Source organism: Agrobacterium sp. CFBP 3001 (assembly GCF_027871605.1).
Taxonomy (GTDB): domain Bacteria; phylum Pseudomonadota; class Alphaproteobacteria; order Rhizobiales; family Rhizobiaceae; genus Agrobacterium; species Agrobacterium leguminum.
This window is the reverse complement of the sequence record NZ_JAQAHD010000002.1, coordinates 168,434-186,262: the sequence shown is the minus strand read 5'-3', so window position 1 is coordinate 186,262 and position 17,829 is coordinate 168,434. Positions and strand designations below refer to the sequence as shown.

14 protein-coding genes and 2 riboswitches are annotated in these 17,829 nt (G+C 58.0%); of the genes, 8 read left to right on the top strand and 6 right to left on the bottom strand.

Annotation, left to right across the window (positions count from 1 at the left end; all coding sequences use genetic code 11):
• Window positions 1–28: 28 nt before the first annotated feature.
• Window positions 29–955, bottom strand: coding sequence for a homoserine O-acetyltransferase MetA (metA, locus tag PH605_RS04555; RefSeq protein ID WP_065656904.1), 927 nt, complete (start codon window positions 953–955; stop codon window positions 29–31).
• A gap of 83 nt (window positions 956–1,038) precedes the next feature.
• Window positions 1,039–1,115: riboswitch (SAM riboswitch) on the bottom strand.
• 89 nt (window positions 1,116–1,204) lie between these two features.
• Here metA and PH605_RS04550 point away from each other — a divergent pair.
• The 7 genes from PH605_RS04550 to PH605_RS04520 all read left to right on the top strand — a co-directional run bounded on the left by PH605_RS04550 (window position 1,205) and on the right by PH605_RS04520 (window position 9,515).
• Complete coding sequence (locus tag PH605_RS04550; protein ID WP_142844407.1) at window positions 1,205–1,858, top strand: thiamine diphosphokinase; 654 nt, start codon at window positions 1,205–1,207, stop codon at window positions 1,856–1,858.
• A gap of 4 nt (window positions 1,859–1,862) precedes the next feature.
• On the top strand, window positions 1,863–3,689 hold the full coding sequence (locus PH605_RS04545; RefSeq protein ID WP_142844406.1) for an ABC-F family ATP-binding cassette domain-containing protein: 1,827 nt from the start codon (window positions 1,863–1,865) through the stop codon (window positions 3,687–3,689).
• A gap of 98 nt (window positions 3,690–3,787) precedes the next feature.
• Window positions 3,788–4,180, top strand: a complete 393-nt coding sequence (locus PH605_RS04540) for a VOC family protein (protein ID WP_003520331.1) — start codon at window positions 3,788–3,790, stop codon at window positions 4,178–4,180.
• A 45-nt stretch (window positions 4,181–4,225) separates the two neighbouring features.
• A riboswitch (TPP riboswitch) is annotated at window positions 4,226–4,336 on the top strand.
• 39 nt (window positions 4,337–4,375) lie between these two features.
• Window positions 4,376–5,389: a thiamine ABC transporter substrate binding subunit gene (thiB, locus tag PH605_RS04535; RefSeq protein ID WP_142844405.1), complete on the top strand. Its 1,014-nt coding sequence runs from the start codon at window positions 4,376–4,378 to the stop codon at window positions 5,387–5,389.
• Window positions 5,390–5,408: 19 nt separating this feature from the next.
• The gene (gene thiP, locus PH605_RS04530; protein ID WP_142844404.1) at window positions 5,409–7,034 is read left to right on the top strand and encodes a thiamine/thiamine pyrophosphate ABC transporter permease ThiP; all 1,626 of its coding nucleotides are present in this window, start codon (window positions 5,409–5,411) and stop codon (window positions 7,032–7,034) included.
• A complete protein-coding gene (locus PH605_RS04525; RefSeq protein WP_142844403.1) occupies window positions 7,031–7,747 on the top strand; it encodes a thiamine ABC transporter ATP-binding protein in 717 nt (238 codons plus the stop codon). The genes thiP and PH605_RS04525 overlap by 4 nt, the downstream gene beginning before the upstream one ends.
• 307 nt (window positions 7,748–8,054) lie before the next feature.
• Window positions 8,055–9,515, top strand: a complete 1,461-nt coding sequence (locus tag PH605_RS04520; RefSeq protein ID WP_161987793.1) for a M48 family metalloprotease — start codon at window positions 8,055–8,057, stop codon at window positions 9,513–9,515.
• Window positions 9,516–9,567: 52 nt separating this feature from the next.
• On the opposite strand, the gene leuC is transcribed toward PH605_RS04520, so the two are convergent.
• The gene (gene leuC, locus PH605_RS04515) at window positions 9,568–10,977 is read right to left on the bottom strand and encodes a 3-isopropylmalate dehydratase large subunit (RefSeq protein WP_080856860.1); all 1,410 of its coding nucleotides are present in this window, start codon (window positions 10,975–10,977) and stop codon (window positions 9,568–9,570) included.
• Window positions 10,978–11,402: 425 nt separating this feature from the next.
• Between leuC and PH605_RS04510 the strand changes: the two genes are divergently transcribed.
• Window positions 11,403–12,680 (top strand): MFS transporter, encoded by a 1,278-nt coding sequence (locus PH605_RS04510; protein ID WP_142844402.1) that lies wholly within the window; start codon window positions 11,403–11,405, stop codon window positions 12,678–12,680.
• Between the two features lie 120 nt (window positions 12,681–12,800).
• On the opposite strand, the gene PH605_RS04505 is transcribed toward PH605_RS04510, so the two are convergent.
• The 4 genes from PH605_RS04505 to rplS form a co-directional block, all read right to left on the bottom strand.
• Window positions 12,801–13,733 (bottom strand): rhizobiocin, encoded by a 933-nt coding sequence (locus tag PH605_RS04505; RefSeq protein WP_142844401.1) that lies wholly within the window; start codon window positions 13,731–13,733, stop codon window positions 12,801–12,803.
• 181 nt (window positions 13,734–13,914) lie between these two features.
• The gene (locus PH605_RS04500; RefSeq protein WP_142844400.1) at window positions 13,915–15,228 is read right to left on the bottom strand and encodes an HlyD family type I secretion periplasmic adaptor subunit; all 1,314 of its coding nucleotides are present in this window, start codon (window positions 15,226–15,228) and stop codon (window positions 13,915–13,917) included.
• Window positions 15,221–16,954 carry a type I secretion system permease/ATPase gene (locus tag PH605_RS04495; RefSeq protein ID WP_142844399.1) on the bottom strand — a complete coding sequence of 578 codons (1,734 nt, stop codon included), beginning with the start codon at window positions 16,952–16,954 and terminating at the stop codon, window positions 15,221–15,223. The genes PH605_RS04500 and PH605_RS04495 overlap by 8 nt, the downstream gene beginning before the upstream one ends.
• 290 nt (window positions 16,955–17,244) lie before the next feature.
• Entirely contained in the window at window positions 17,245–17,784 is a 540-nt protein-coding gene (gene rplS, locus PH605_RS04490; RefSeq protein ID WP_059759847.1) for a 50S ribosomal protein L19, read from the bottom strand.
• Between the last annotated feature and the right edge of the window lie 45 nt (window positions 17,785–17,829).

The following is a 17,829-nucleotide window of genomic DNA, read 5'->3' as shown; positions in this document are numbered from 1 at the left end:
CATTTCCCGGCAATTCGCAATCCGCAATTTACGCGGCCAGTTGCCCGATGGCTTCGAGATCATAGGGTGTCGTCTGGTATATCTCGTTGATCCAGTTGCCGAAAAACAGATGGGCATGGCTGCGCCAGCGGTTGAGCGGGGCGAGCGCCGGGTCGTTGTGTGGAAAATAATCATGCGGAAGCTTGATGGGCACGCCGGCATTCGCGTCACGGAAATATTCGTCGGAAAGCGATGTCGAATCATATTCGACATGGTTGAACATATAGAGCCGGTTGCCCTCTTTCTCATGCACCAGACAAACGCCCATTTCCTCGGATTCCATCAGGATTTCGAGTTTCGGATGTTTTTCGATATCGGCGCGGCGTACCTCCGTCCAGCGCGAGACCGGGACCTGGAAATCATCCGAAAAGCCATTCAGATAGATCGATGAGGGGCAGAGATTGCGGTGACGGTAGACCCCGAAAGCCTTTTCCTTCAACTCGTGCTTCGGCACGCCGTGGAAATGATAGATGGCGGCCATCGCGCCCCAGCAGACATTCAGCGTCGAATGAACGTTGGTCTGCGTCCATTCGAAAATTTGTCGCATTTCGTTCCAGTAGGTCACGTCTTCGTAGGCAAGCGTCTCCACGGGCGCGCCGGTAATGATGAAACCGTCAAACTTGCGGTGGCGCACTTCTTCCCACGTCTCGTAGAAGGACAGGAGATGTTCTTCCGGCGTGTTCTTGGCGCGATGGCCGCCGATCCGCACCAGCGACAGCTCTACCTGCAGCGGCGATGCGCCGACAAGGCGCGCCATCTGGATTTCCGTCTTGATCTTGTTCGGCATGAGGTTGAGAAGCCCGATCTGGAGCGGGCGGATATCCTGCCGGATGGCCGCCGTTTCGGTCATGACCCGCACGCCCTCACGAACGAGGGTCTCAAAAGCGGGAAGCGTATCGGGAATCTTTATCGGCATGTCGAACTCTCTTTTCCGGATCACGTAAAGAACGTTGCGAAAACAAAAAAACCGGCAGCGAAATCGCGACCGGTCCCAGGAAATTGCCCTTTTCCTCGACCCTTTAGCGACTTCTTTAAAGTGGCTGCAAGCCGGTCGGCAAATCACCACTGAGGCGTTTCATAATCCCGAAGCCGGCGAAAATCAATATAGGCCGATTTCATCGGGTTTCCGCTTTCCATTTTTGGCCGAGGTGCGATAAGGCAGGGCATGGATAAAGAGCGCTTCACCATTCTGCTTGGCGGCGATGTCACGGTGACCGATCGTCTGAAGTCAGCGGTCGCGGATAGCCGTGTGATTGCGGCCGATGGCGGCATGCGCCATGCCCGGCCGCTTGGCCTTGCGCCGGAGTTGTGGGTCGGGGATTTCGATTCCGCCAGCAAAGAGTTGCTGGAGGCCTGGCCCGATGTGGCGCGGCAGCCATACCCGGCCGCAAAGGCGGTGACGGATGGCGAGATCGCGGTATCGGAAGCTCTCTCCCGTGGTGCGCATTCGCTGGTGCTTGTCGGTGCGCTTGGAGGCGCGAGAAGCGACCATGCGCTTCAGCACCTCCTTTACGCGGTGGCGCTTGCCGAACGTGGTATCGACGTTACGCTGACGTCAGGTGAAGAAGAGGCGCGGCCGCTGCTTGCCGGTTCGCTGGATATCGATCTGCCGCCCGCCTCGCTGTTTTCGGTTGCCGGATTTACCGCCCTTGAGGGGCTCGATATCGGCAATGTGCGTTATCCGCTGAAGGATTTTGCGCTTGCTTTCGGTTCGTCCCGCACTATTTCCAATGTCGCGAATGGCGGCCCCGTGCATTTCTCGCTGAAAAGCGGAAAAGCCATCGTGCTCGCCCGCCCTTATGATCTGACCGGAGCCTGACGCCTTGGCACCCCCAATTTTGAAACTCGATGACATCAAGCTGACCTTCGGCGTGACCCCGCTGCTCGACGGCGCCAATCTCCAGGTGGAACCGGGCGACCGCATCTGCCTCGTCGGGCGCAACGGTTCCGGCAAGTCCACCCTGATGAAGATCGCCGCGGGTCTGGTCGAGGCGCAGTCGGGTGAGGTTTTCCGGCATCCGGCCGCCACCATCCGTTATCTGGAGCAGGCTCCGGATTTTGCCGGTTACGACACGGTTCAGGCCTATGCCGAAGCGGGGCTCGGCCCCGGTGACGATCCCTATCGCGTCACCTATCTTCTTGAGCATCTCGGCCTCACCGGGCAGGAACATCCGGCGAGCCTTTCCGGCGGTGAAGCGCGACGTGCGGCCCTTGCCCGCGTCATGGCGCCTGAGCCCGATATACTGATGCTGGACGAACCGACCAACCATCTCGATCTGCCCACCATCGAATGGCTTGAAAGCGAGCTGCAGCAGACGCGCAGCGCGCTGGTGCTGATTTCGCATGACCGGCGTTTTCTCGAAAAGGTCTCGACCTCGACCGTCTGGCTGGATCGTGGCCAGTCCCGTCGTCTCAATCGCGGTTTTGCCCATTTCGAGGAATGGCGCGACAAGGTGCTGGAAGAGGAAGAACTGGAACAGCACAAGCTCGGCAAGGCCATCGAGCGTGAAGAACACTGGATGCGTTATGGCGTGACCGCAAGGCGCAAGCGCAACATGCGCCGCGTCGGCGAGCTTCAGGCCATGCGTGCGGAATATCGCGGCCACAAGGGGCCGCAGGGCACGGTGCAGGCGACCGTTACCGAAGGGCGTGAATCCGGCAAGCTCGTTATCGAAGCCGAGGCCATCACCAAGGCTTATGGCGAGCGCGTGATCGTCGCGCCGTTTTCGCTGCGCGTCCATCGCGGCGATTGCATCGGTTTCGTTGGCCCGAATGGCGCCGGTAAAACCACGCTTCTGAAGATGCTCACCGGCCAGCTGCAGCCCGATAGCGGCACGGTGAAGCTCGGCACCAATCTGGCGATTGCGACGCTCGACCAGAAGCGCGAGGATCTCAATCCCAACGATACGCTCGCGCATTATCTGACCGATGGCCGCGGTGAAAATCTGCTGGTCAACGGCGAACTGAAGCATGTGACGGGCTATATGAAAGACTTTCTGTTCCAGCCGGAACAGGCCCGCACGCCGATCCGCAACCTTTCCGGGGGCGAGCGCGCGCGCCTTATTCTGGCACGCATTCTGGCGCGGCCGACCAATCTTCTGATCCTCGACGAGCCGACCAACGATCTGGATATCGAAACGCTCGATCTGCTGCAGGAAATCGTTGCGGGCTTTTCCGGCACCGTTATCCTCGTCAGCCACGACCGCGATTTCCTCGACCGCACCGTCACCTCCACCATCGCGCCCGTCAATCCGGATGAACCGGACGGACGATGGATCGAATATGCCGGTGGCTATTCGGACATGATGGCGCAGCGCAAGGGCGCGGCGGAAGAAAAACGCAAGGCTGAGAAACAGGAAAAGGCGAAGGCCGCACCTTCGGCCTCTGCATCGCAGGATTCTTCAAAGGCCAAGGGCAAGCTGTCCTTCAAGCAGAAATTCGCGCTCGAAAATCTTCCGAAGGAGATGGAAAAGGCGCAAGGCGAAATCGCAAAACGCGAGCAGCGCATGGCCGATCCGGAGCTTTTCACAAAGGACCCCGCGGCCTTCAACACGCTGGCGCAGGAAATGTCGAAGCTGCGCGACAAGCTGGAGGCCATGGAAGAAGAATGGCTGGAACTGGAGATGCTGCGCGAGGAACTGGAGGGCTGAAGGCCATCAGTTCCCCGTTTGACCGGCCCTCCTTCGGCCTTTGACAGAAAAGCAGAATTGCCGTTCTATGCCGGCGTTCGTTTGGAGGAGTTGTGAAAATGCGCATGATTTTCGTCAATCTGCCGGTCAAGAATATCGAGACATCAAGAAACTTCTTCACTGCTCTCGGTTTCAGCTTCAACCCGGAATATTCGGATGACCGCACGCTCTGCATGATCGTGGAAGAGAATATCTTCGTGATGCTTCTCCAGGAGGGACGTTTCCGCGATTTCATCAACGGCGACATTGCCGACGCGACACGAACCACCGAGGTTCTGACCTGTCTTTCCGCCGGAAGCAGGGAGGAAATCGACCGGATGATCGCCACGGCGCTCGCCTCCGGCGGCAGCGGCTGGAAGCCCGTTCAGGACCATGGCTTCATGTATGCCGGCAGCTTTCAGGATCCCGACGGGCACGTCTGGGAACTGGTGCATATGACGGAACAGGGCTGACCTCGGCCATCTTGCCAATCAGGGGCGGCGGGACTACACCATCATCTTGATCTAACGGGGTGTCTTTTGCGCTTGGGTGTAAAAGGCTGAGAGGCTTGCCAACCCGAAGAACCTGATCCGGTTCATACCGGCGGAGGGATTAGACGGCTTTAACGCAGGCGGCTATTTCCCTATCGTTTTTTTGAGGAGATACCCGTGCGCCGTCGTCTTTTCCTGAATTCCCTCTTTGCCGCCTCGCTGTTTCTGCCCGGTCTTGCCGTCGCACAGGATAGACAGGAACTGACCGTCTACACCTATGAGAGCTTCGTTTCCGAATGGGGTCCCGGTCCCAAGGTGAAGGAGGCCTTCGAGAAGGTTTGCAACTGCACGGTCAATTTCGTCGGCGTGGCCGATGGCGTGGCGCTGCTCAATCGTCTGAAGCTTGAAGGGGCGGGGTCCAAGGCGGATGTCGTCGTCGGTCTCGACACCAATCTTGTCGCGGAAGCAAAACAGACCGGTCTGTTCGATGTCAGCGGCATCGATGTATCGGCGGCCAAGGTGCCGGGCGGCTACACGGACGATGTTTTCGTTCCCTATGATTACGGTCATTTCGCTGTCATCTATGATACGCAGACGGTGAAAAACCCGCCGACGAGCCTGAAAGACCTCGTGGAAGGCGACCCCTCGCAGAAAATCGTCATTCAGGATCCGCGCACCTCCACGCCGGGGCTTGGCCTGCTGCTATGGGTGAAATCGGTTTACGGCGACAAGGCCCCGGAGGCCTGGGAAAAGCTCAGGAAGCGCATTCTCACTGTTACGCCGGGCTGGTCGGAATCCTATGGCCTCTTCACCAAGGGTGAGGTGCCGATGGTGCTCTCCTATACCACGTCGCCCGCCTATCACATGGTCGCTGAAAAAACGGATCGTTATCAGGCCGCCGCCTTTTCCGAAGGGCATTACATCCAGATCGAGGTTTCCGGTCTCCTCAAAAACGCGCCGCACAAGGAACTGGCAAAGCAATTCCTCGCTTTCACGCTGACATCCGGTTTTCAGGATGCCATTCCGGAAAACAACTGGATGATGCCGGTTGCGGCGACCTCGAAGCCCTTGCCGGAGGCGTTTTCAAAACTCGTGGTGCCGCAGAAGGCTTTTCTGATGGATCCGGAAGAGGTGGCGAAGAACCGCAAGGCATGGATCGATGAATGGCTTGCCGCCATGAGCATGAATTGAGGAAGAGGCATACCCGCGCATGATGCTGCGTCGCGATTACCGGCGGTCGATCATTTTCGGAACGGCGGCTTTTGCCGCCGTTTTCCTGTTCATGGCGCTCGCGGTTGCGGCTCTCCTGTCTTTTGATGCCGGCGCGTCCGCTGCCGGCATCATGGATGCCTATACGCTGCGCATCCTGCGTTTCACGCTTTATCAGGCAACGCTTTCCACCCTTCTTTCCATTGTTCTCGGCCTGCCGGTGGCGCTGGCGCTCTGCCGTCGGCGCGCGTTTCCGGGAAGGATCTGGATCATCAGGCTGATGGCGGTGCCGATGGGCCTGCCGGTGATCGTCGGCGCCTTCGGTATCATCACCATCTGGGGCAGGCAGGGCGTTTTGAATTCGGCACTTGTTTTTGCCGGGGCGGATGAACCTTTCAGCATCTACGGCCTGTCCGGCATCCTCATTGCCCATGTGTTTTTCAATCTTCCGCTTTCGGTGCGGCTGATGCTGGCCGGGCTGGAGCGCATTCCGGGCGAATATTGGCGCATGGCGGCGAGCCTCGGCATGGGGCCGGTTTCGATTTTCCGTTTTATCGAATGGCCGGCGGTCGCGCGTCTCGTCCCCGGCATTGCCGGGCTTGTCTTCATGCTGTGCGCAACCAGCTTCACGCTCGTTCTTCTGTTGGGCGGCGGGCCGGCGGCAACGACGCTGGAGGTGGCGATTTATCAGGCGTTACGGTTCGATTTCGATCCGCAGCGGGCGATTGCGCTTTCGGTTTTGCAGATTGCCCTCACCGCAATCCTGCTCGGCCTTCTTGCCTTTTTGCCGTCGCCCGAAGCGGAAATTCCCTCGCTTGGTCGTTCCCTTCGCCGTTTCGAAGGAAAGGGAATCGGTGCCCGCCTCTGGGATGGCGCGGCAATCGTGTTCGCTGTTCTGCTGATCGGCCTGCCGCTTGTCGCCATCGCTGTCTCGGGTTTGAGTGCCGACCTGCCGCGTCTTCTGTCCGCGCCGATTTTCCTGCGCGCGGCGGCGACCAGTCTTGCAATCGCCGCACTCTCCGCAGCCCTTGTCGTGCTTTGCTGCATGGCGATCATCGGCGCGCGCCAGGCGATAGGCTCCAGACGGCGAGCGGGACAACCCCTGCGCTTCCTCTCCGCCATGCTGGGGGCAGGGTCTTCGCTGGTGCTTTTGGTGCCGCCTGTCGTATTGGGAAGCGGGTGGTTCCTGTTATTGCGGGTTTTCGGCGATGTCAGCTTTTATGCGCCGGTCCTGGTGGCGCTGATCAATATGCTGATGGCTTTGCCGCTTGCCATGCGGGTTCTGGAGCCGGCCTGCACCAGTCATTTCTTGCGCACCGGCCGACTTTCCGCCAGTCTCGGGCTTCAGGGTCTGGCGCGGCTGCGGTTCGCCGATCTTCCGGTTCTGTGGCGGCCGCTGGCCATGGCGTTTTCCTTCGCCATGGCCCTGTCTCTCGGCGATTTAGGCGCGGTTGCCCTGTTCGGATCGGAAAGTTTCGTCACCCTTCCATGGCTGGTTTATAGCAATATGGGCAGCTATCGTACCAACGATGCCGCCGGTTATGCCTTCCTTCTCGGTATCGTCTGCCTGCTGCTTGCCGCAGGCGGTGTTGCACGGCAATCCCAATCAGCAGGGGCGAGCATATGACAGGCGATGATTTTGCCGTTGAACTGGACAAGGTGAGGCTGCGGCTTGGAACACAGGATTTCGACCTCGATTGCACATTCTCGAAGAGCCGGATAATTGCCGTCGTCGGCGCGTCCGGTTCGGGAAAGTCGACGCTTCTCAACCTCGTCGCCGGTTTCGAAGCGCCGGATTCCGGGCGCGTGATGATCGGCGGGCAGGACATGACGGCGCTTGATCCTTCGGAAAGACCGGTCTCATCGATCTTTCAGGATAATAATCTGTTTGCGCATCTCGATATCTTCACCAATGTCGCTCTCGGTGTCAGCCCCGGGCTGAAATTGCGGGTGGAAGACCGGGAACGGATTGAGATGGCGCTTGCGCGTGTCGGTCTGGCGGGTTTCGACAAACGTTTGCCGGGCACGCTTTCCGGCGGAGAAAGGCAGAGAGCGGCGCTGGCGCGTGCGCTGGTCAGGAAAAAACCGGTCATGCTGCTCGACGAGCCCTTTGCCGCACTCGATCCGGGACTGCGGTCGGGTATGACCTCCCTGCTTCTCGACTTGCATGGAGAAACAAAAAACACGGTGATTATTGTCACCCACCATCCCGAAGACATAAAGAAGCTGGCGCAGCAGGTGGTTTTTCTTGATCGCGGCCGGGTTGTCTATGTCGGCTCGACCGCAGATTTCTTCGCCACACAAAATGTGAAGGCGGTGGACAGTTTTCTGAACGGGTGATCGCCTTATTTTCGACGTGTGCCGCTGGCAATCGCTTTAGATGACTTCAATGGCGCTAATTTGCACTTGCCAGTTTCAAGTTGTTGCCCGAGAAAAGATGGGAATTATTGCGTTCTTCAGGAATAATCCGGACTTGATGGATCGTTTTTACCGTTTCGGCATTCATCGCCCGTTGGGGCGAATCTGTTATTCTGGTCTGCAATTAACGGATGATCAGGAACGTTAGGGGCAGGCATAGAGAATGAGAAATAGCATGACTGCACAGTGGAGGCTCTTCTCCCGTTCAGGCCTTCGCCGTTCGGGCAGGATGGCTGCAGCCTGTTCCGTGCTGACCGCGTCTGCGGTGTTCCTGTCGTCGTGCCAGTCTCTCTTCAGCCCGGCCTACCAGTCCACCCTGCGCCCATCGGATAATCCGCAGACCGTGGAAGAGGTGCAGAAGAATGATCCCCGCGCCCAGATGGGCGCTCGCGAGCATCCGCGCATCGTGGCGAGTTATGGCGGTGAGTACCGCGACGCCAAGACGGAACGGCTTGTCGCGCGTATCGCCGGCGCTCTGACCGCCGTTTCGGAAAATCCGCAACAGTCTTACCGCATCACTATTCTCAACTCGCCGGCCATCAACGCCTTTGCGCTGCCGGGCGGATATCTTTACGTGACGCGCGGGCTTCTGGCGCTTGCCAACGATGCTTCGGAAGTGGCCGCCGTGCTTTCGCATGAGATGGGCCATGTCACCGCCAATCATGGCATCGAACGCCAGCGCCGCGAAGAGGCGGAGGTGATTGCCAGCCGCGTGGTTGCCGAAGTGCTGTCGAGCGATCTCGCCGGCAAGCAGGCGCTTGCGCGTGGCAAGCTGCGGCTTGCGGCCTTTTCGCGCCAGCAGGAATTGCAGGCGGATGTGATCGGCGTGCGGATGCTGGGCGAGGCCGGTTACGACCCCTTTGCCTCGCCACGTTTTCTGGATTCCATGGCGGCCTATGCGCGGTTCTCTTCGGCTGATCCCGAAAACGACCAGAGCCTTGACTTCCTTTCCAGCCACCCCAACACGCCGCAGCGCATCGAGCTTGCGCGCCGTCATGCCCGCGCCTTCGGCCAGGACGGCCAGGTCGGCGATCGTGGTCGCGACTGGTTTCTGGATGGCATAGATGGTCTGCTTTATGGCGATAGCCCGCAGGAAGGTTATGTCCGCGGCCAGACATTCCTGCACGGAACGCTCGGCATTCGTTTCGATGTGCCGGAAGGTTTCCTTATCGACAACAAGGTTGAGGCCGTTCTGGCGACGGGACCGGGCGATATGGCCATCCGTTTTGACGGTGTCGCCGATCCGAAACAGACGAGCCTTGCCAATTACCTGACCAGCGGCTGGGTTGCCGGCCTGTTGCCGGAAACCGTCAAGGAAACCCAGATCAATGGTCTGGAGGCCGCGACGGCCCGGGCAAGTGCGGATAAATGGGACTTCGACGTGACCGTCATTCGTGTCGGCCAGCAGATATTCCGTTTCCTGACCGCCGTGCCGAAGGGCAATACGCAGCTTGATTCCATCGCCAATACATTGCGCACCAGCTTCCGCAAGATGACGCCGCAGGAAATCGCCTCGCTGAAACCGCTCAGGGTGCGGGTGGTGACGGTGAAGCCCGGTGAAACCGTGGCGACGATGGCAGCGCGGATGATGGGAACCGACCGGAAGCTCGACATGTTCCGCATGATCAATGCCATGAGCGCCACGGCCACCATTCAGCCGGGCCAGCGGGTGAAGATCATTTCGGAATAAACAAAAACCTCGGATCGCTCCGAGGTTCTGTGGTCAAGCCATCATCCGGCAATCATTGCCACTCACGTACGTCGACGAAATGACCGGCAATCGCCGCCGCCGCTGCCATGGCGGGGGAGACGAGGTGGGTGCGGCTCTTATAGCCCTGACGGCCTTCGAAATTGCGGTTCGAGGTGGAGGCGCAGCGTTCGCCGGGTTTCAGGCGGTCGTCATTCATGGCAAGGCACATGGAGCAGCCTGGCTCGCGCCATTCGAAACCGGCGTCGAGGAAAATCTTGTCCAGACCTTCCTTTTCCGCCTGTTCCTTCACGAGACCGGAGCCGGGCACGATCATGGCCGAAACGGTGGGAGCGACTTTACGGCCGTCAACGATCTTCGCCGCCGCGCGCAAATCCTCGATGCGGCCGTTGGTGCAGGAGCCGATGAAGACACGGTCGATGGCGATATCGGTGATGCGCGTGCCGGGTTTCAGGCCCATGTAGTCAAGCGCACGCCACTTGGAGGCGCGCTTGTTTTCTTCCTCGATATCATCGGGATTGGGAACAATGCCTTCAACGGAGGTCACGTCTTCCGGAGACGAGCCCCAGGAGACGATGGGCGGCAGGTTGGCCGCATCCAGCACCACGACCTTGTCGTAATGGGCGCCTTCGTCGGATTTCAGCGTTTTCCAGTAGGCGATGGCCTGTTCCAGCGTTTCGCCCTTCGGCGAGCGCGGCTTGTCCTTGATGTAATCGAAGGTGGTTTCGTCAGGTGCGATAAGACCTGCACGGGCGCCGCCCTCAATGGTCATGTTGCAGACCGTCATGCGGCCTTCCATGGAGAGCGAACGGATCGCCTCGCCGGCAAATTCGATCACGTGGCCGGTGCCACCGGCCGTGCCGATCTCGCCGATAATGGCGAGGATGATATCCTTGGCGGTAACGCCATCGGGAATTTTGCCGTCGACACGCACCAGCATGTTCTTGGCTTTCTTCTGGATCAGCGTCTGGGTCGCCAGAACGTGCTCCACTTCCGAGGTGCCGATGCCATGCGCCAGTGCGCCAAAGGCGCCGTGGGTCGAGGTGTGACTGTCGCCGCACACGATTGTCATGCCCGGCAGGGTGAAGCCCTGTTCAGGGCCGACGATGTGAACGATGCCCTGGCGTTTGTCGCGCTCGGAATAATATTCGACGCCGAAATCCTTGGCGTTCTGCGCAAGCGCTTCCACCTGAATGCGGCTTTCCTCGTTCTTGATGCCTTCCAGCCGGTCGGCCGTGGTCGGAACGTTATGGTCGACAACGGCCAGCGTGCGGGCAGGCGAATGCACGGGACGACCGGCCATGCGCAGGCCTTCGAAGGCCTGCGGGCTCGTCACCTCATGGACGAGGTGACGGTCGATGTAGAGAAGACAGGTTCCGTCCGGGTCACGATTGACGACGTGGTCGTCCCAGATTTTGTCATACAGGGTGCGGGGTGCGCTCATGGCTCTATGCCTTGTCATGGAAAAGGGTAATCAGGGCTCAGAAAAGTGTGGACAGCGGTGCTGTCAGGCGAGCCTAAGTCGGCTGGTGAGCGCCCCGGAAACGCGCGCAAAGAACCGTGCCGGCAGACGCTTGTGGTCCTGCAGCACATAAACATTCTGCGCGAGACATCCGAATTTAGATCCCATGGCAGCCTTCATAGCAGATCACCGGTTTTACGGCAATATCAATGCGCATAGCATGGAACGCGACGGTCCGGCATTTTCTATGTGCACTGCATCACGGCTGAAGGCCCGCAACGGGCCTGCCCTGCTGTGGTTCTCCAATGGACATGATGCAATGCAACTTGCGTATTTTGCGATGCACATATAGATGGGTTCCCTTATCATTTGCGTTTCGACGAGAAATCGAAGGGAGGGAAAAGCATATGGTATCCGAAAAAGCCCTTATCTCGAAGATCACATGGCGGCTGATGCCGTTTCTTGGCCTTCTCTATCTCATCGCCTATATCGACCGCCAGAATGTCAGCTATGCCAAGCTGCAGATGGTCGACGCGTTGAGCCTCAGCGAATATGCCTATGGTCTTGGCGCTTCGCTGTTCTTCATCGGTTACTTCATCTTCGAAGTGCCGAGCAACCTGTTCCTCAACCGTTTCGGCGCCAGCAAATGGTTTGCCCGTATTCTGGTTTCCTGGGGCGCCGTCACCATCGCGCTTGCCTATACGCAGAACGCCACGATGTTTTACATCCTGCGCTTCCTGCTTGGGCTTTGCGAAGCGGGCTTCTTCCCCGGCGTATTGTTCCTCATGACGCTCTGGTTCCCGCGCGATTATCGCGGCCGCATGATCGGCCTGTTCATGATTTTCAGCGCGCTTGCCAATGCCATCGGCGCGCCGCTCGGCGGCATGCTGCTCGATCTGGATGGTTTCCTTGGTTATGCCGGATGGGAATGGGTATTCCTCGCCACGGGTATCCCGGCCGTCATTGCCGGTATCGTCACCTTCTTTTATCTCGACGATACCCCGGAAAAGGCGAAGTTTCTGACGCAGGATGAGAAGGACTGGTTGAAAAACCGGCTGGCCGAAGAAAACAAGGGCATGGAAGAGCATGCGGAGGACGGCTTCAAGGCGCTGGTCAATCCGCGCGTTCTGTTCATGGCGCTCTGCTATGTCGGCTTTCCGCTGGCGGCCTATGGTCTCAGCTACTGGCTTCCAACCATCGTGAAGAGCTTCGGCGTTTCCAATACCGCCAATGGCTTCATCAACATCATACCCTGGGTGATCGTGGCCGTCGCCCTGTTCGTTGTGCCCCTGGCCGCCGACAAGGCAAAGAACAAGACGCCCTATATCGTCGGTCCTGCCTTCGTCGGCGCCTTTTGTCTGTTGATGTCGGCATTGCTGAACGATCCGGTCTTGCAGTTCGCCTTCCTCTGCATCGCCGCTGCAGGCATCTTCGCCGGCCAGCCGGTGTTCTGGAGCCTGCCCGGCCGCTTCCTCAAGGGAGCAGGTGCGGCCGCCGGCATCGCCGCGATCAATTCCGTCGGCAATCTGGGTGGCTTCGTGGCGCAGAACGTGGTGCCCTGGATAAAGGATCAGACCGGCAGCACCATTGCGCCGATGTTCTTCCTTGCCTTCTGCCTGGCGCTTGCCGGAGTGCTGGTCATCGTTGCAACGCGTAGAATGGGCACTCAGGCCAAGGCGGCTTGACTGGACGATTGCGATAGCTGACGCGATTGCCTACCGTTTCATGAGCAAAAAATTGTGGCCCGGATTCTTCCGGGCCACAATCATTTCAGGCTACGAGAAATGAAATTATCTTTGAGACAATTATGCAGTGAACCAATCGCTACCGGTGAGGTGGACGCCGGACAGAACGATCTTCTCGCCTTTGTGAGCTCCATCGACATTATAGCTTAAGATCGTGTCTGCTTCGTAAGTCGACACCGTCCAGTCGCCAATTGTCGTCCCGACCAGCTTCAGCTTGTCCATAGACGCATTGAAGCCGTTGATGGTGTCGGTAACAATGCTCTTGGCCATATCGCCAAGATTGAAAACGAAGGTATCAGCGCCACCGCTTGCAATGATGCGATCGATACCCGTGCCGCCGGTTACCAGCGAGGAAGCCAGCTTCACTCCGCTCAGGTCGATTTTGTCGTCACCGGCGCCTGCATTGATGGTGACATTGGTGAAACTGCCGTCGGTTACGCCAGCGCCGCCATTCACAGCCTGGGCGAGAATACCGCCCGTACCTTCGGCTGAGGTGTCGTTGAACGACTTTCCTGCCTTGAACGTGATGGTGTCGTTGCCAGCACCTGTGTCGACATTGAAGGCATTTGACCAGAATTTCTCGTTCGAAACGAGAGAGACGGTTACCGTATCGTTACCTGAGCCCGTTGAAATATTGCCACGCTTGGCATTGAGTACTTCAACATTGGATGAACCCGTGCCGCCGAGGTGAACATCGACGTGAACGATATCCTTGAACGAGAGGTTTTCGGATGTGTCGGATTTGGCGAGGACGTTTTTAACGGAATTCCACGCCGTCGTTACGTCGAAATTGAAGCTGTTCGTGTCGGCATTGTATCCGACAGCGATCTTGGCACCCGGGGCGGCCTGAACGATGCCGGAATTGAGCGAGGAGCCGGTCTTGGTCTGCGTAGTCGCTTCATCGAGGAGTTTGTATGTTTCCTGATCGACCAAATTGGTAAGCGAAGCGACAGTGTAGGCGCCACCATTACCGAAAGTTACTTTTAACGCCATTTTACACTCCATAAATTTTGAGAAATCGATGAATTGAAATTAAATTTATAATAAATATTGCGGGTGATATTTAATACGTAAAAAATGATAATACAATATAAGAAATTGTTTTTTTGAATAAAGTGCGTCTTTAACGTGTTGCGGAAATTCCTTTCGTAAAATTATGGGCAATGGAAACTGTTTATTCCTGGACGAAGGTCTTTTTGAGCCTGTCCTGGAACGGCTTCACAAAATAAGAAAGAACACTCCTTTCGCTGGTTTGTATGAACACTTCGGCTGGCATGCCGGGATATAATTTCCCGCCGGGCAGATGACCCATTCCGGCCTTGTCGGGTTTGATGCGCAGCGCGTAATAAGATGATCCAGTTCGGGAATCTGTCTGCAGATCGGGGGCGACGACAGCAACTTGCGCGCTCAAATCCGGCGTCGTGCTTTGATTGAATGCCGTGAAGCGAATGGTTACCGGCTGCCCGACGTAAATCTGATCGATGTCTCGTGGGGTTATGTTGGCCTCGATGGCAAGCTCATCCCGCTCCGGCACCACCAGCATCAGCACTTCACCCGGTTGAATGACGCCATTTATATTGTGCACCGAGAGCTGGTAGATGCGACCGGCAATCGGTGAGCGGATGTCGAGGCGATCCAGCTGGTCGCGCGTTGCCGCCAGCCGCTCTTCATATTCCGCGACGGTCGCTTCGATCGATGTCAGGTCTTTCGTGACTTCCGATTTGCGGTCTTCATCGAGCTGAAGCAATTGCAGGTCCAGTTCGCTCAGCTTGCCCACTGTCTGTGCCCGGGCGGCGATGTATTGGCCCTGCTGACCTTCGAGATTGGAAAGCTGGCGCTTGAGGAGATTGAGGCGCTGAAGTGTGACAAGCCCTTTTTTGAAGAGCTCGTCCGTCTTGGAAACATCTTCCTTTACAATGGCAAGCTCATTGTCCGTCGCCTCCACCTGCACCTCGAGGCCGCGTGCCTCGTCGGCGAGTTGGTCCTTGCGTGTTCCCAGCTGCTTTTTCATGCCGATCAAGGCGTTGCGACGGCTGTTGAAAAGGTTCTGTTCGCTGTCGATAAAGGTCTTGGCTGCCTTCGAACTCGTCAGTGCCGCCAGATCTTCCTGCACGGTGAAAGACGGCGCCTCGGCAATTTCCGCACGCAGACGCGCTCGACGCGAATAAAGCTGCGCAAGCGTATTTTCGACGATTGAGAGGTTGGCCTGCACGACGGTGGCGCTCAGCCGTAACAGGACCTGACCGGCCTCGACCCTGTCGCCTTCGGCGACATTGATCTCGCTGACGATGCCGCCGGAAAGATGCTGGATTTTCTTGGAGTTGCCTTCAACGACAACCCGGCCGGTGGCCACCACTGCGCCAGCAAGCCTTGCAAAAGCCGCCCAGCCGCCCAATCCGACCAGCAGGCCAAGGGCGAGAACGACCACTGCGGTCGAGTGCCTGAGAATGGACGCATTCGTCATACCGGGTTTTTCCGCCTCAACCATTTTCGCTCACCCGGTTTTCAATCTTGCGCGTTTCTTCCTCCTCAGGCACCTGGCGGATGTTCTGCCGCAGGATTTGCGCGAGCACCTCCTCCTTGGTGCCAAAGCGCAGCATTCGGCCGTTGCTCATCACCATCACCAGATTGACGCTTTCGATGGCGCTGGGGCGATGGGCAATGACGACGACAATGCCGCCACGCGCCCTGATGTCGCCAATGGCAGTGCGCAGGGCCGCTTCGCCTTCGCTGTCCAGATTGGAGTTCGGCTCATCGAGAAGGACGAAGAAGGGTTCGCCAAACAGCGCGCGGGCAAGGCCGATGCGCTGTTTCTGACCGCCCGACAAGGCCTCGCCACGGTCGCCAATATAGGTATCGTAACCCTTGGGCAGGTTCAGGATCAGCTCATGCACCTGCGCGGCCTTGGCTGCGGCCACAACCGCTTCCGCTGTCGCATCGCGGTCGAAGCGTGCGATGTTCTGCGCCACGGTTCCGGGCATCAGCTCCACCTGCTGGGGCATGTAACCGATGGATTTGCCGAGAAACTCGAAATCCCACTGGTTGAGCGCGGCCCCATCGAAGCGGACGGAACCGCGTTCATAGGGCCAGATGCCGGTCATCAAGCGTGCCAGTGTGGATTTGCCCGAGGCGCTTGGGCCGATGATGCCGAGACCATCGCCGGCGTTCAGCGTGAAGGAAATATCGGCGACCGTATCGCGCGCGCCATTGGGTGGCCCACCGGTTACCCGATCAACGGCAACGGTATATTTCGGGCGGGGCAAGGAGAGCGGCGGCGAGGGTTCGGGCACCAGCTCCAGGAACTCGTTGACGCGTTTCCAGCCCTGTCTTGCGGTCATGAAGCTGCGCCAGTTTGCAATCGCATGTTCGACAGGGCCGAGCGCCTTTGCGGAGAGGATCGAGCCTGCGATGATGCTGCCCGCCGATGCATTGCCGTCGATGACGAGAACGGCGCCGATGGCCATGACGCCGGATTGCAGCAACAGGCGGAAGGTTCGCGACATGGCGCCGAGCATGCCGGCAGTATCGGATGTTAACAGGGTGATGGCGCGGTATCTGGAATGTAGCTCGTCCCACATGGATGTCACCGCCCCCATCATGCCCATGGTCTTGATGGATTCGATGTTGCGCTGGCTGCTGCCGACAAGGACGTTTCTTTGCCCTCGTGCGGTATAAGCCTGCTTTGTCGCCCTTTCGGTCAGCCAGTTCGTAAGGAGCGTCAGCACGATGAGAACTATAGCTCCGCCGAGCACAGCGAACCCGATCCACGGATGCAGGGTAAAACAGATCAGGAGATAGATGGGCAGCCAGGGAATGTCGAAAAAGGCCGCCGGGCCCGGTCCCGAGAGGAACTGGCGGATCTGATCGAGATCGCCGACGATCTGCAGCCCATCGATCTTTCCCGAGGCAAGGAGCGGCGCACTGATCGACGCCCTGAAAAGCTTCTGATTGAGCGCGTCGTCCATATTGTCCGAAATGCGCGCCAATATACGGCCTCGCAGCGCGTCGAACCCCATCAGAAACGCGTAGAGAACGATCAGGAGAACGACCAGTGCCACAAGGGATGGAATGCTCTTGCTTGGCAAAATGCGGTCGTAAACTTCCAGCATGAAAAGCGAGCCGGAAAGATTAAGAATGTTCATCAACGCGCTGGCGAGACCAGCGGCGAAAAAAGCGGACTTATTTTTTGTTAAAAAAGAATTAAATAAAAACATAATAACACCTGAAACAGCAAGAAAATCGCACAATAAATGCAATTAGGCAATGCTGTTCGAGGATGGGCTAAAACACTCGAGCAAGAAATCAGGCAGGCATTTGTCGCCGGTCGAAATTTGCCGCATCTTTCCGCAAAGGAAATGATTGAAAGAGCTTCGGTATTCTCCGGCCAGCCAATGCTCGCCAAACGCGGCTTTCAAGCCGCATGCGTGCTTTGTTGCGTTATATCCACGCAACAAAAAAGGCGGCCCGAAGACCGCCTTTCAATCAATCCATCGAAATGGAAATCTTATTCCGCTGTGGCTTCCGCAGCCTTTGCTGCTTCTTCCGCTGCCTTGGCTTCTGCGGCTTCGGCTGCTGCCTTCTCGGCGGCGAGAGCCTGTGCTGCTGCTACCTTTTCGGCTTCCAGACGTGCCTTCTCGTCGGCAAGTGCCTGACGCTCGGACTCGTTCAGCTTGCGGGCGCGCGTACCGGTGTTCTCAACGATACGGGCAGCCTTGCCGCGACGGTCGCGCAGGTAGTAGAGTTTCGCGCGGCGAACCTTACCGCGGCGAACGACTTCAACGCCTTCGACCAGCGGGGAGTAGATCGGGAATACGCGCTCGACGCCTTCGCCGTAGGAAATCTTGCGAACGGTGAAGCTTTCGGAAAGACCGCCGCCGGAACGGGCGATGCAAACGCCTTCGTAAGCCTGAACGCGGGTACGGTTACCTTCGGTAACGCGCACGTTGACGCGCAGGGTGTCGCCCGGAGAAAACTCGGGCAGGGTGCGCTTTGCTTCGATCTTGGCGGCCTGTTCGGCTTCCAGCTGCTGAATGATATTGGTCATGTTAACCTCTGATTTCTTCTGAAACAGCCAGAGCGCTCAACGGTT